13 protein-coding genes are annotated in these 13255 nt (G+C 64.2%); 6 read left to right on the forward strand and 7 right to left on the reverse strand.

What is annotated here, in order from left to right:
- Nucleotide 1: 1 nt before the first annotated feature.
- The 5 genes from VGG53_RS09285 to VGG53_RS09305 all read right to left on the reverse strand — a co-directional run bounded on the left by VGG53_RS09285 (nt 2) and on the right by VGG53_RS09305 (nt 5197).
- Nucleotides 2–769: a beta-phosphoglucomutase family hydrolase gene (locus VGG53_RS09285; RefSeq protein WP_331517801.1), complete on the reverse strand. Its 768-nt coding sequence runs from the start codon at nt 767–769 to the stop codon at nt 2–4.
- A gap of 149 nt (nt 770–918) precedes the next feature.
- On the reverse strand, nt 919–1827 hold the full coding sequence (locus tag VGG53_RS09290; RefSeq protein ID WP_331517749.1) for a TauD/TfdA family dioxygenase: 909 nt from the start codon (nt 1825–1827) through the stop codon (nt 919–921).
- A gap of 93 nt (nt 1828–1920) precedes the next feature.
- Nucleotides 1921–2733, reverse strand: coding sequence for a class I SAM-dependent methyltransferase (locus VGG53_RS09295; RefSeq protein WP_331517750.1), 813 nt, complete (start codon nt 2731–2733; stop codon nt 1921–1923).
- A gap of 41 nt (nt 2734–2774) precedes the next feature.
- On the reverse strand, nt 2775–3629 hold the full coding sequence (locus VGG53_RS09300; RefSeq protein WP_331517751.1) for an alpha/beta hydrolase: 855 nt from the start codon (nt 3627–3629) through the stop codon (nt 2775–2777).
- Complete coding sequence (locus VGG53_RS09305; protein WP_331517752.1) at nt 3626–5197, reverse strand: DHA2 family efflux MFS transporter permease subunit; 1572 nt, start codon at nt 5195–5197, stop codon at nt 3626–3628. Before VGG53_RS09305 ends, VGG53_RS09300 begins: the two co-directional genes overlap by 4 nt.
- 79 nt (nt 5198–5276) lie before the next feature.
- On the opposite strand from VGG53_RS09305, the gene VGG53_RS09310 reads away from it, so the two are divergent.
- The 5 genes from VGG53_RS09310 to VGG53_RS09330 all read left to right on the forward strand — a co-directional run bounded on the left by VGG53_RS09310 (nt 5277) and on the right by VGG53_RS09330 (nt 10809).
- On the forward strand, nt 5277–5918 hold the full coding sequence (locus VGG53_RS09310; RefSeq protein WP_331517753.1) for a helix-turn-helix domain-containing protein: 642 nt from the start codon (nt 5277–5279) through the stop codon (nt 5916–5918).
- A gap of 59 nt (nt 5919–5977) precedes the next feature.
- Nucleotides 5978–7531, forward strand: a complete 1554-nt coding sequence (gene guaA, locus VGG53_RS09315; protein WP_331517754.1) for a glutamine-hydrolyzing GMP synthase — start codon at nt 5978–5980, stop codon at nt 7529–7531.
- 245 nt (nt 7532–7776) lie between these two features.
- Nucleotides 7777–8982, forward strand: a complete 1206-nt coding sequence (locus tag VGG53_RS09320) for a DUF1214 domain-containing protein (RefSeq protein ID WP_331517802.1) — start codon at nt 7777–7779, stop codon at nt 8980–8982.
- Nucleotides 8979–10124, forward strand: coding sequence for a sulfotransferase (locus VGG53_RS09325; protein WP_331517755.1), 1146 nt, complete (start codon nt 8979–8981; stop codon nt 10122–10124). Before VGG53_RS09320 ends, VGG53_RS09325 begins: the two co-directional genes overlap by 4 nt.
- Nucleotides 10111–10809 carry a TetR/AcrR family transcriptional regulator gene (locus VGG53_RS09330; protein WP_331517756.1) on the forward strand — a complete coding sequence of 233 codons (699 nt, stop codon included), beginning with the start codon at nt 10111–10113 and terminating at the stop codon, nt 10807–10809. The genes VGG53_RS09325 and VGG53_RS09330 overlap by 14 nt, the downstream gene beginning before the upstream one ends.
- Here VGG53_RS09330 and VGG53_RS09335 read toward each other — a convergent pair.
- Nucleotides 10754–11329, reverse strand: a complete 576-nt coding sequence (locus VGG53_RS09335) for a carboxymuconolactone decarboxylase family protein (RefSeq protein WP_331517757.1) — start codon at nt 11327–11329, stop codon at nt 10754–10756. The two genes, VGG53_RS09330 and VGG53_RS09335, sit on opposite strands and share 56 nt — an antisense overlap.
- Before the next feature lie 18 nt (nt 11330–11347).
- Complete coding sequence (locus VGG53_RS09340) at nt 11348–12154, reverse strand: SDR family NAD(P)-dependent oxidoreductase (RefSeq protein ID WP_331517758.1); 807 nt, start codon at nt 12152–12154, stop codon at nt 11348–11350.
- 79 nt (nt 12155–12233) lie between these two features.
- On the opposite strand from VGG53_RS09340, the gene VGG53_RS09345 reads away from it, so the two are divergent.
- Nucleotides 12234–13238 (forward strand): NAD-dependent epimerase/dehydratase family protein, encoded by a 1005-nt coding sequence (locus VGG53_RS09345; RefSeq protein WP_331517759.1) that lies wholly within the window; start codon nt 12234–12236, stop codon nt 13236–13238.
- The last annotated feature ends 17 nt before the right edge of the window (nt 13239–13255 follow it).

The following is a 13255-nucleotide window of genomic DNA, read 5'->3' on the forward strand; positions in this document are numbered from 1 at the left end:
CCTAAATCAGATCGGCGAGGTCGGTCACCACGAGATCGGCTCCGTGGCTGCGTAATTCGTCGGCTTGACCCACCCGGTCGACACCCACGACCAAGCCGAAATGCCCCGCGTGCCCGGCGGCAACGCCGGAGAGGGCATCCTCGAACACCGCTGCTTCGGCGGGGGTGACGTTCAGCAGCTGGGCTGCGTGCAGAAACGAATCGGGTGCCGGTTTGCCCGCGATGTGTTCCTCGCGCAGGGTCACGCCGTCGACGCGTTGCTGGATGAACTTGTCGAGTCCGGTGATCTCGAGCACCTCGCGGGTGTTGGCACTGGAGGACACCACCGCGGTGGCCAGGCCCGCGGCGGCAACCTTTTCCAGGTAGCGGCGCGAGCCCTCGAATACCTTGACGCCGTCTTGATGCAACGTCTTCTGGAAAGCGTCGTTCTTGCGGGTGCCCAGGCCGTAGACGGTTTCTTTGTCCGGCGAATCGTCGGGATCGCCGTCGGGCAGCTCGATGCCTCGGCTGGCCAGAAACGACCGGACGCCGTCTTCACGCTTTTTGCCGTCGACGTATTTCAGGTAGTCGTCGACCGGGTCGAACGGCACGAATTTCTCGCCGGTCTGTTCGGCCCGCTGCTGCAGGAACGTGTCGAACATGACCGTCCAGGCCTTGGTGTGCACGCTCGCGGTGTCAGTGAGCACACCGTCGAGATCGAACAAGCAGGCGTGCACGGATTCCGGTAGACCCAGCACTGCGGGCCTCCCTTCTAGGATGACTTCGGTCAGGGGTGATCTCGGCCTTGGGAGATCGAGCCAGCCTCCACCTCACCATGCCCGATGCCGGTTCGCCAGGCGTTCCGACTGACCGACTGTTTTCCCGCTGTTCGGCTATCCGAGGCCGCACGCCTGCTGGATGGCGCGACCGCACCGTGGGGTCAGCTTGCGACGATGTCGACGGCCTGCAGGGGCGCGCCGCTGATCACCCGACTGCGTTGGCCGTGCACGTCGACGGGCACGTCGCCTTGCACGGTCACGCGGTGCATGAGCCGGTATTGGTCGTCGTAGTCGTCGATCGCTCGGTGCTGAGTCGCGCGGTTGTCCCAGATGGCGACGTCGCCGGGCACCCAATTCCAACGAACAGTGTTCTCCGGCATGGTGATTCGTCGTTGCAGCAACTCGAGAAGCGTCTGTGACTCGTAGTTGTCCAGCCCGACAAATCCGCGCACGAAGTCGCCGGCCACCAGGGTTCGTTCACCGGTCTCGGGATGGACGCGGACGACCGGATGTTCGGCGCGAAAGTCGATTTTCTCGAAGCGCGCTCGATGCGTTTTCTGGTCGTCGGTCTGCGCCTCGGGCGCGGCGATGTAGTCGAACCGGTTGCTGTGCAGCGCCCAGAGATTCTCGGCGAGGTGTTTGAGCGGCGTGGGCAGCGCCTGATAAGCCGCGGCGGTGGAAGCCCACAGTGTCGATCCGCCGTAGCCCGGCAGGGTCACCGCACGCAGGATGGAGGCGGCCGGATAGTTCGCGACGAACGTGACGTCGGTGTGCCAGCGGTTGGCCTTGCCGTAGTCGGAGTTTATCGGCGTGATGATCGGCAGGTTCTGCTGCTGCACCGCGGGGTGGGCGACGGGAGTGCCGATGCGCGCGGCGAAGGCATGCTGTTGGGCGTCGTCAAGGTGGTGTTGATCGCGGAAGAAGATCACCTTGTGGCGCAGCAGCGCCGCGCGGATCTGTCCGATCGTGGCGGTGTTCAGGTCGCCGGCCAGTCGTACGCCGTCGACACGCGCGCCGATGCGGCTGCCCAACTGCGTCACGGTCAGGGTGGATGTCGACGGAATCGTCATTGCGGTAGGCCTCTCGCCGATGTGTAGTCGGTCGACTACACCTGCATGCAGGGTACTGTAGTCAAATGACTACGCTTCTGTCAAGCAACGGTTCTAGACGGTCGCGCGGGCCACACCTTGGATGACGCGGAGTCGTCCGTCGGAGAGCGCTGCAGTCAGGTTGCTAGCTTTCTGCGCAAAGTCGGGGACGAAGGCTTGCAGCCCGAGGGGGCTGGGCGGCAGTGTCAAAAGCGTCTGCATCAAGGTGCCCGCCTGGTCGCTGAGGTCGTTCCAGTGGTCGATCGCGAACCCCGCGGACTCGGCGGCTCCGCGCAACCCGCCCGGCGTGGCCAGGTGGCTGACTCGGGGTTGGTCGGCCCATGGCAGTGGGTAGTCGAGTTCGCCGAGATCGCCAGTTGTGATGTCCCACAGGGCAAGCCGCCCCCCGCTGGTCAGCACCCGGCGTGCTTCACGATAGAGGTGGGCCTTGTCGGGGATATTCATCTGAACGTGCTGGCTGAAGACAACGTCGAAAGTTCCATCGGCGAAGGGCAGTTCGGCGACGTCTGCTTGATGGACCGAAATCCGCTCGTCCAACCCGACAAGTCGGTTAAGCCAACGCGCCGTTTCGCAATACTCCTCGGTCAGATCGACGGTTGTAACGTGGCAGCGACACTGATCGGCGACGAAGCGAGCAGTCCCGCCGATCCCACTGCCCGCGTCGAGCACCTGATTGTCACTTGAAATGCCGACCAGATCCACCAGTTGGCTCGTGGCGGTGCGACCCATGGTGTGGAAGTCCTCCATCATCGCGAGGTCCGCCGGCAAGAGATGGTCCAGGTCCTTTCCGGCGGCGAGGAGCGCTTGCTCAATGTTGTTGTGCGATAGGCCAGTCGAATACTGGGCAGGAATTTGGGCGTTGGTCACGTCTGCTCTCTTTCCGGTCAGGCGAGTTGCCTCATTGCTTATCACCGTGCCTGCAGGAGTATGCGGGTCATGTCGTGCGGGTTTTCCAGAGCCGAGAAGTGGCCGGTGTTCGGCAACGTGATGCGCTGGACATCGGCTAGCAGGCCGGCCACCTGGTCCCGTTCGCTGGGACGCGACCAGTCCCGCTCGCTGTAGACCAGCGTCACGGGCGCCGACACTTGCGGGTAGCGTTCCCGCGCTTGCTGGAACCCCTTGAGGCTGCGGTAGATCGCACGGGCGACTCGCGGATATCCTTTGCGGCGTCCGCTCTTCCGGAGCTCGGCGAGGAATTCCGTGTCGAGCTTGGTCTTGTCGACTACCCCGCCCCGCATCACGCCGCACAGGGTGAGCCGGTTTTCCATCAGGCCGAAAACCGGGCCCAGCCCCGGCGTCCGAATCGCGCTGACGATGAATCTGGCGAACAGGTTGCCGCGTTCGAGCCCTCCCGGGTAGTCGTAGCTGTTGAACGCGACGACTTTGCTCACGCGATCTTTGAGGTCGATCGAGGCACCCAGAGCTACTGCGCCGCCGAGTGATTCACCGGCGAGGGTGACTGCGCGCAGGTCTAGTCCGGTGACGAACTCCAGAACCGCGGCATGCAGTTCTGGTTCGTCATACCGGGCTCCCGGCACGATGTCGGACCATCCCATGCCCGGAAGATCCAGGGCATAGACGGTGTAGGAGTCCCATAGTTGCGGAATGACTCGCTGGAAGTAGTCGAGCTGGGTCCGCACGGTGTGGATGAGGACGAGCGCCGGCCCAACGCCCGCGGTGTAATACCGCAGGCGGGACCCGTCCGACCGAGTAAAGAACTTGACCTGGCCATGGCCATTGCTCCATGCATCTGTATAGCTCATGCTGCGACCTCTCCACCCTCGGGCAGTTCGACTTCTTCTGCGGCGACTGTCGATTGGCGTGCCCGCGCCGGCAGCAGCACGGTGACGATGAGGGCGGCGGACAGCGCGATAGCCGCGCAGACCAGCGATCCGACCTGTAGGCCGTCGAGGAACGCGTGGTTGACGGCATCTCGGATGGCTGGCATACGTCCCACCGCGGATTGTTCGATGACTCGGTGCGCCACCGCCATTGAGTGCTGCATTGCCGACCGGACATCGACCGGCAATCCGGCTAGCGCTGATGCCGAGCCGAGCCGACCGGAATACACCGACGCGAAGACACTGCCCACGATGGCGACGCCCAACGTGCCGCCAAGTTCGCGGGTGGTGTCGTTGACGGCCGAGCCGACCCCTGCCTTGTCGGGTGACAGGGATCCCATGATCGCCTCGGTAGCCGGCGCGGTCGTGAGACCGAGGCCGCCGCCGAGAAGCAGCATCTGCGTTGCGATCTGGCTGTAGGGCGTTGCCGCATCGACCGTGGACGCCCACGCCAGGCCGGCTGCGAACACGGTGAGCCCGCCGGCGACGACGGCGGTGCTACCGACCCGTTCGACCAGTTGTGGCCCCAGGATGCTGGCCACTACGATCGAGATGGCCACCGGCAACAGGCGCACTCCGGCTTCGAATGCGCTGTAGTTCTTGATGAATTGGAAGTACTGGGTGATGACGAAGATGAACCCGAACAATGTCAGAAAGCCCGCGGTCACGGCCAGGCTGCCGCCGGAGAATCGACGGTTGAAGAACACCGTCACGTCCAGCATCGGATGTGCGCTACGCCGCTCCCACAGCGCGAATACGGCGAGAACGGTTGCGGCCAGGGTGAAGCCAAGCGCGGCACGGGTGCTGCTCCAGCCCCAACTGGGTGCTTCGATGACGGTGTAGACGAGCGCCGTCACTCCGCCCGCGGACAACACCAACCCGGGCAGGTCGACGGGTGGTGTGGCCGGGTCGCGCGAGGTCGGAACGAACAGCACGCCGCCGACGATGGCCACCATCGCGGTGGGAACGTTCACCAGAAAGATCGAGCCCCAGGAGAAGTGTTCGAGCAGCCAACCACCGCTGATCGGACCGACGGCCACTCCGACGCCGACCATGGCCGCCCACAGGCCGATCGCCTTGGCGCGCGGTATCGGGTCGGTGAAGATGTTGGTGATCAGGCCCAGCGTGGTTGGGAAGATCACGGCCGCGCCCACGCCCATGGCGGCACGCGCAGCGATCAGCGCATCTGCCGAATGCACCTGTGCCGCAACAGCGGAGGTGATCGCGAACAGTGCTAGTCCGAAAGACAGCCAGCCACGCCTGCCGTAGCGGTCGCTGAGGCTGCCGACCGACAGCAGCAGGCCCGACATGACGAGGGTGTAAGCGTCGACGATCCACTGCAGTTGCGCGGTGTCGGCGCCGAGGTCGGCTGACAGCGTGGGCAGTGCGACGTTGACGATGGTGGCGTCCACGCTGATCGCGAAGACGCTCAGGCAGATGACGGCAAGCGCGACGACTGGGTGATCGCGGAAGACAGGATGAGATCGCATGGACAGAACTCTAAGCTTGACAGACAAGTATTTCAAGTAACTAGTTGAAAAACACGTCTGCCATTGGTAGGCTGACCAGATGTCCGCTCGAAAGAGCTATAACCAGAACTGTCCGATCGCCACAGGACTCGACATCCTGGGTGAGCGGTGGACCTTGCTGATCCTGCGGGAGCTGCTGGGAGGTCCGCGCCGCTACAGCGACCTGCGCGCCGAGCTGCCAGGTATCGCGACCAACCTGCTGGCGGAGCGCCTCAGAGAGCTACAGGACGCCGGGCTCATCGACCGCGCCGAGTTGCCGCCCCCGATTGCGCGCACCGTCTACCGCCTCAGCGACGTCGGCTGGCAGCGGGTGCCATCCGTCCTCCAAAGCATTGCCTGGCTTGGTTTGGACCGACTGGACTTGCTCGATGGCGACCCGGTGTCGCCGTTGACCGGGTTTCTCGCCGGATTCGTGATCCCGTTCGATTCGACCAAAGCCGCGGCTTTGGCTGGGACCTACCGCGCCGAAATCGACACCCGCCGTTTCGAGTTCGCGGTACAGCAGGGCCGTTTCGCCGCCGCACACAGCAAACCGGACGTGATCATCACGGTCGGCGCTGCAGATCTCATCACCGCGCGGTTAGGCTCCACCGAAGCCAAGCGCGAGGCGGCGCTGCGGCGCATTGCCTACGACGGCGAAACCGACGACGTCGACACACTGCGCGGCGTGTTTTCGCTGTAGGCGGGTGTCACGAAGCGTGGGCCGATGAACCGACCGTCGCACGCCTCTAGACTGTGCCGGTGGAGTCCGCAGCGTCCCGTCCGGTGCTGGTTGTCGACTTCGGCGCGCAATACGCCCAGTTGATCGCCCGCAGGGTGCGCGAGGCCCGGGTGTTCTCCGAGGTGATTCCGCATACGGCTTCGGTCGACGAGATCAAGGCCCGCGATCCGCAGGCGGTGGTGCTTTCCGGCGGCCCGGCCAGCGTGTACGCCGAGGGCGCGCCGCAACTGGATCCGGCGTTGTTCGACCTGGGCGTGCCGGTGTTGGGTATCTGCTACGGGTTTCAGGCGATGGCTCAGGCCCTCGGCGGCACCGTCGCGCGCACCGGCACCAGCGAGTACGGCAGAACTGAGCTGAAAGTCGTTGGCGGTGAACTGCATTCGGACCTTCCTGATACGCAGCCGGTGTGGATGAGTCACGGTGACGCCGTCACCTCGGCGCCGGACGGGTTCGAGGTGGTGGCCACCAGCGCGGGTTCCCCGGTGGCCGGTTTCGAGAACCGGTCGCGGCGATTGGCCGGCGTGCAATACCACCCTGAGGTCTTGCACACTCCGCACGGCCAGCAGGTGCTCACCCGGTTCCTGCACGAGTTCGCCGGCATCGCCCCGGACTGGACGCCGGCCGGCATCGCCGAGGCGTTGATCGCACACGTCCGCAACCGGGTCGAGGATGGTTACGCGATCTGCGGGCTGTCCGGCGGGGTGGATTCGGCGGTGGCCGCCGCGCTGGTGCAACGTGCCATCGGGGACCGCCTGACGTGTGTGTTCGTCGACCACGGACTGCTGCGTGCCGGCGAGCGCGCGCAGGTGCAGCGCGACTTCGTCGCCGCTACCGGTGCCAACCTGGTGACAGTCGACGCGGAGGCGACCTTCCTCGACGCGCTGTCCGGGGTGACCAATCCCGAGGGCAAGCGCAAGATCATTGGCCGGCAGTTCATTCGCGCGTTCGAAGGGGCTGTGCGAGATACTTTGGCAGACAAGGATATTGAGTTCCTGGTGCAGGGGACGTTGTATCCCGATGTGGTGGAATCCGGTGGAGGTACCGGTGCTGCGAACATCAAGAGTCACCACAATGTCGGCGGTCTGCCCGACGATCTGAAGTTCGTTCTCGTCGAACCGTTGCGGTTGCTGTTCAAAGACGAGGTGCGCGCGGTCGGGCGCGAACTGGGCCTGCCGGAGGAAATCGTTGCGCGCCAGCCTTTTCCGGGGCCAGGCTTGGCGATCCGTATCGTCGGTGAAGTTACCGCGGCGCGGCTGGAGACGCTGCGTCGTGCCGACTCGATCGCGCGCGAGGAGTTGACCGCGGCGGGTCTGGACCAGCAGATCTGGCAGTGCCCGGTGGTGCTGCTCGCCGATATCCGGTCGGTGGGCGTGCAGGGCGACGGTCGGACATACGGGCATCCGATTGTGCTGCGACCGGTGTCCAGCGAGGACGCCATGACCGCCGATTGGACTCGGGTGCCTTACGACGTGCTGGAGCGGATTTCCACCCGGATCACCAACGAGGTCGCCGCGGTCAACCGCGTGGTTGTCGATGTCACCAGCAAGCCACCCGGCACCATCGAGTGGGAGTGACTCGGTAGCGTCCTCGCGGCCGATACCGCGCTGATCCCATTGGCGGGACTGTTCGAGATCGCCGCCGTCGGGTGGGCGACCTGGTCAGCCCGTTCTTCGATGTCTATTGACCGCCACGTCGGCCTCGTGATACCAACTACGCAATTGAAAACAGTATTTTCAATTGCTTGGTAGTTGCACCTGGCTGGAGTGACAACGTGGCCGATGAAGCCGAAACGACGGGCTCACAAGCCTGGAAAAACCCGATGGCATGGCTGCCCCACACGATCGCGGAGGCGGCGCTCGACGGCGGAGACGACCAGGCGGCCGACCTCTCGGAGGCATGGAATCACTTGCAGGAGCGGCTCAGTGCCGCCGAGCAACTGGTCAGGACCGCACCGGTCAACAAGAACCGCCTCGACTACGCGTCGGGCATGCGCCACCTGATGGTGCTGCTGGCGGTCGGCGCGGACGTGGCGCTTCGCGTCGACCCCGACCCCGTCCTCGCGGTCAACCGCGCCAGCATGGACGACATCGTGACCTGGGGCCTGGAGTGTCCGGATTGCGTGTACATGAATGCGAGCCTGCGCGCGGGGGAGACCTATCGACTCTTCGGCAACCGGGGGACGGCGCGCTACGTCGGACTGCAGATCATGGACGGCATCGCGGCGACCTCGAACTGCCTCGTCGACGATCTCGACGTCGCGGCGGACGGAAGCTTCGCGGTGATCCTGTCCGGCGACGAGCACAACGGCAACTGGCTGCGACTTGCCGGCGATCATCCGACGCTGACCGTGCGGAACTTCCTCTACGACTGGGACACCGAGGTTTTGGCGACGCTGAAGATCGAGCGGGTCGGCGACGAGGTGATCCCCGAGGCCCGGCCGATCGAGCTCGATGTCTCCGTGTCTCGGCAGCTGCATGCGTTGGGGGACTTCGTCTACGACAATCTGAAATTCTTTCTCGATTTCGGTGCGATGCCGCCGGCAAACGGTTTCATTCCGCCGATGGACATGAGTGAGATGGGCGCTGCGGCCGAAAACCGTCCTGTGATCGGCAGATTCGAGCTCGAGCCGGATGAGGCGCTGATTCTAGAGGTGGAACCCCCGGTCGGCGTGTACTGGAGCATCTCGTTGGGCAATCCGTGGCTGGAGACCATCCACTACGGTCGCCATCAATCCAGCCTCAACGGCCATCAGGCGGTCCTGGACCCCGACGGGATCTTCCGGGCCGTCATCGCTGCGAACGACCCCGGGGTGGCGAACTGGTTGGACACCATGGGACACAGCAACGGTGCAATGCTATTGCGTTGCGTGCGAACGGAAACCGCCCCGGTGCCCGGTACCCGCGTGGTCAAATGCGACGACGTCATCTCGTCGTTGCCCCCGGGCAGCAGGATGACCGCCCCCGATGAACGCGCCAGGGTCATCGAAGGCCGGCGACGCGCCGTACACGAAAGGTTCTACCGATGAGTTTCTCTGCTGACGAACTCGAGGACGGCGCCCGCGCCGCGACCGGACTCGACGATTTCGGCTCGCCGTATTACCGCGAGGGTCTCGAGCAGACCGTTGCCGCGTTGAACACCGAGGCCAAACTCAACGATCTGGGCCGGGTGATGCAGCATGCCACCATCAGCAACGCGCTGATTCAGCGACTCAAGATCGTGGACACCTACAAGAACCATCCCGAGATCGCCGACGAGGTTGTCGATGGCCCGGTCGTCGTGCTGGGTCTGCCCCGCACCGGTACCACCGCGCTGAGCCAATTGGTCGCTGCCGATTCACAATTCAGGTCATTGCGGGTGTGGGAATCCCAGGCGCCCACCCCACCGCCGGAGTCCGCCACGCAGCACCACGACCCGCGGATCGCACAAGCCGCCGAGGGCATTGCGATGATCTCGCAGATGTTCCCCGACTTCCAGACGATGGTCAGTTCCGAACCCGAGGCCTCGACCGAATGCCAGGACCTGATGGGCATGAGCTTTCGCACCTTCCACTTCGACGGGGTGGTCCGGGTACCCGGTTACGTGGAGTGGCTGCTGCAGACGGACATGCGCGAGACGTACGCCTTTCACAAAGACGTGCTCAAATTGCTGCAATGGCACTGCAAGCCGAATCTGTGGCACCTGCGCACGCCGGTGCACATGTTCGCACTCGATGCGTTCGTCGAGGCCTATCCGAACGCGAAATTCCTGTGGAGTCACCGTGATCCGGCGAAGGTACTGGGATCGGTGTGCAGCCTCATCGCCTACGTCCGCAGTTGGAGCAGCGATCGTCGGGATCCCGAAGAACTCGGCGCCGAACAGCTGGCATGGTGGGCCGAAGGCATGCGGCGTGCCATGGAATTCCGCAGGAAGTTCGGTGACGACCGGTTCGTCGACGTGTCATTCGCCGACTTGCAATCCGACTCGGTCAACACCGTGGCCGACAGCTACGAAAAGCTCGGCCTCACATTCTCCGATTCGGCCCGGGCGACGGTGCAGCAGTGGGCAGACGACCACAAGCCCGGTCATCGCGGTACCCACAGCTATGACTTGACTGACTACGGGTTGACCCCCGAACGAGTACACGAGGCGTTCGCCGACTACATCGCCACCTACGATGCGTCTGCCTGAACGGGGCGATACGGTCCGGACCGGCGGGCGCCAAAAAGTCGCGCCGGATCCACAGACGCGTGCGGCGTTCGTCACTGCCGCCACCGAAGTCATTCGCGCTGAAGGCGTTCAGGCGGTGTCGGTCGCGCAGCTACTCAGCAGGACGAACTCGAGTACCCGGGCCTTCTACCGCCACTTCGACTCCAAAGACCAGTTGATCGCGGCGGTGTTCCTCGAGATGGCACACGCCGAGGTCGCACGGCTAGAGCAGCGGATGTCCGATGGCCGCGATCCGGTCGGTGCGGTGGCGGCATGGATCGACGGGCGGCTGGACATCGCCTTCAATACGCAGATTCGCTCCGACCTGCGCCAGATGTCTCTGGAGGCGCAGACCCAGATGTTCGTGGCGCCCGAGGTCGTCGCGCCCGCATACCGCGAGATCCTTCGCCCGCTTGTCGAACAGCTCGCGCGCGGAAAGGATCTGGGCGTGTTCCAAGAGATCGATCCCGACGGGGCGGCGCTGTCCATCCACGGCGTGGTGTGGGCCAATGTCGAACGGCACTGGGCGACGGCGGCCCGCGATCCCAAGGAGCTCCGGGACCGCGTACGACGCTTCTGCCTGGGGGGCCTGGGGCTTACATCCGAAGTGATCAGTGCTGCCGTTGCGGATGAGCAGAATCGACGTGGTCGGGGGAGTAGTCGATAACCGGAGATGAATCGCCGTACACATCGAGGGTGTGCAGAAAACGATGCAGTCCCATCGTTGAGGCGCAAGCGAATCCGAGTTCGATGATCTGCGCTGCGGTGAAGTGCTCGCCCAATCGGCGGTAGAACTCGTCGTCGATCAAGTGATGGTCGCTTGACAACAGGTCGAGGAATTCCACGGCAATTCGCTCCTGCGCCGACAGGGACTCGTGGCCCGGTGTCAGCAGGCATACCACGTCGTCGTCGGTGATCGAGTCGTGCTTGCGCGATTGGCTGCAGGGCTCGCATTCGCCCAATTGGGCGCTGCGGATACGCAACAGCTCCAATATCCTTCTGCCGAGCAGGGTCTCGGCACCCATATGGGTCCTGGCCATGTCCACCTGGGCGAGTTGGGCGCTGCGATAAGCGAAGATCTGTAATGGCACCGGTGTGGCGTAAAGGCCTGCGGCGACTCCTGCTTCAACGATGTCTCGGGAATGCTTGCTCAGCTGGTCCATCGGGACGGGTTCGATACGAGGCATGATCTTCGGATCCTTCGGTCAGGTCGGTCCCAGGGCGTAAGCACCGGTCTCCGGATGGTGATACCAACCGCTGCCGGCGTGGGTTCCGCCGTCGACGTGAATCGTCTGCCCGGTGATATAGCTGGACAGGTCGGACGCCAGAAATACTGCGGCTCCGGCCATCTCGTCGACGTGGCCGGCACGGCCCATCGGGACAACGTGACCGAATCGTTCTTCAGACCCGGCCGGAGCCATCTGCATGATCCCTTCGGTCACCGTGATGTCGGGGGCCAGAGCGTTCACGCGGATGGCATGCGGGGCGAGTTCGAGAGCCGCGGTCTTGGTGTAGTTGATCACTCCGGCCTTGGCTGCCGCGTACGTCGCGAAACCCGGTGCGGCGCGCACACCTTCGATCGATGTGACACTGATGATGCTGCCTGCCAGCTCATGCTCGACGAGGACTCGGGCTACCCGCTGGGTGCAGAGGTAGACATGCCGCAGGTTGGATTTGTATAGCGCGTCCCAGCCGTTCTCGCTGGTGTCGAGGATCCCGGACCAGAAGACCCCTCCGGCGTTGTTGACCAGGATCGTGACAGGCCCGAGCTCTGCTGTGGTCTGGGTGAGTGCGGCATCGACCGCGGCACTGTCGCGGACGTCGGTGGGGATGCCCAGTGCGCCGATTTCATCGGCAGCTGAAGCGCACGAAGTGGGGTTTTGTTCCCAGATGGACACCTTCGCGCCAAAAGCCTTCAAACCCGCTGCGATGCCGCGGCCGATACCCGCTCCGGCGCCGGTGACGACCGCGACGCGGTCTGTCAAAAGAATGCTTGCCGGATCGAGCGCCATACGATAAGGATAGAGTAACAGCTGGTCATTCATTACAAATGCCACATAATCTGTCGTGCATGTAACGAAGGGTTCGGGCATGGCCACTACGATTTTCGTCACCGGTGCCACCGGCCAAACCGGCGGGAACGTCTGTGAACAGCTGATCGAGCGCGGCGACCACGTCCGCGCACTGGTCCGCAACCCGGATGAGGCGGCGGCACTGGGCGGGATCGGTGTCGAGTTGATCAAGGGCGACATCACTGATGCCGACGACGTGCTGCGCGCGGCCAAGGGCGCCGAGGCGGCTATCCACTGTGCGGCGCTCCTCGGCGGCGCCAGTCAAGACCTCGAAGACTTCAAGGCCGTCAACGTGGTCGGCACTGCCAACGTGCTCGACGCGGCGAACAGGCGCGGAATGCGGCGGGTCGTCGCCCTGAGCACGGCCACCTTTATCAATCTGAGCACGGACCTCGGCTTCGAAGAAGCACCCGTTCTGGAGAACCCGCCGGACGATCCCTACACGGTGACCAAGCTGGCCGCGTTCCTGGAAGCTCATCGACGTGCTGCTGAGGGCGAAGACGTGCTGACCTGTCACCCAGGGGCAATTTTCGGCCCCGGACTGGTCGTGGACAGGGCATTGCACCGCACCAGCTTCAACCGGGTGTTGTTGGCCGGTATGCGCGGAAAGATCAAGCGCTATCTGACATTTCCAGTGACATGGGTAGCGGGCGGAGATGTCGCCAGGGGTTCGATCGCGGCGTTGGACCGTGGGATGCCCGGCGAACGCTACCTTTTGGTGGGGCAGCCGAGCGACACCCTGAGCACCGCGGCCGGCATCAATCGGGCCTGCGCGATCGCCGGAGTCGACCATCGTGTGGAAGATCTCGACTACCGATCCGACCCGCAAGCTTTGACGGCCGCGTTCGGGCCCACCTTGATGGCCATCGCGGAGGCCGCGGCCAAAGACGTGCGTAAGCCCAGGACGGGGGACAATCTGACCACCCGGCGCCTCGGCTATGAGCCGATGTCGTTCGACGACGGATTACGCTTGCTGATCCCTTGGCTGCGCGAACTCGGGCGCCTTGACCCGGTAGTCGCGTGAATCCCGTTCTGAAGCAG

It is taken from the genome of Mycobacterium sp., assembly GCF_036490025.1.
Classification (GTDB): Bacteria; Actinomycetota; Actinomycetes; order Mycobacteriales; family Mycobacteriaceae; genus Mycobacterium.

Bases quoted from the DNA above. Each gene is read 5' to 3' on its own strand.
- VGG53_RS09290 (WP_331517749.1), bottom strand. From the start codon at position 1,827: ATGACGATTCCGTCGACATCCACCCTGACCGTGACGCAGTTGGGCAGC.
- VGG53_RS09300 (WP_331517751.1), bottom strand. From the start codon at position 3,629: ATGAGCTATACAGATGCATGGAGCAATGGCCATGGCCAGGTCAAGTTC.
- VGG53_RS09305 (WP_331517752.1), bottom strand. From the start codon at position 5,197: ATGCGATCTCATCCTGTCTTCCGCGATCACCCAGTCGTCGCGCTTGCC.
- VGG53_RS09310 (WP_331517753.1), top strand. From the start codon at position 5,277: ATGTCCGCTCGAAAGAGCTATAACCAGAACTGTCCGATCGCCACAGGA.
- VGG53_RS09320 (WP_331517802.1), top strand. From the start codon at position 7,777: ATGGCATGGCTGCCCCACACGATCGCGGAGGCGGCGCTCGACGGCGGA.
- VGG53_RS09325 (WP_331517755.1), top strand. From the start codon at position 8,979: ATGAGTTTCTCTGCTGACGAACTCGAGGACGGCGCCCGCGCCGCGACC.
- VGG53_RS09330 (WP_331517756.1), top strand. From the start codon at position 10,111: ATGCGTCTGCCTGAACGGGGCGATACGGTCCGGACCGGCGGGCGCCAA.
- VGG53_RS09335 (WP_331517757.1), bottom strand. From the start codon at position 11,329: ATGCCTCGTATCGAACCCGTCCCGATGGACCAGCTGAGCAAGCATTCC.
- VGG53_RS09340 (WP_331517758.1), bottom strand. From the start codon at position 12,154: ATGGCGCTCGATCCGGCAAGCATTCTTTTGACAGACCGCGTCGCGGTC.
- VGG53_RS09345 (WP_331517759.1), top strand. From the start codon at position 12,234: ATGGCCACTACGATTTTCGTCACCGGTGCCACCGGCCAAACCGGCGGG.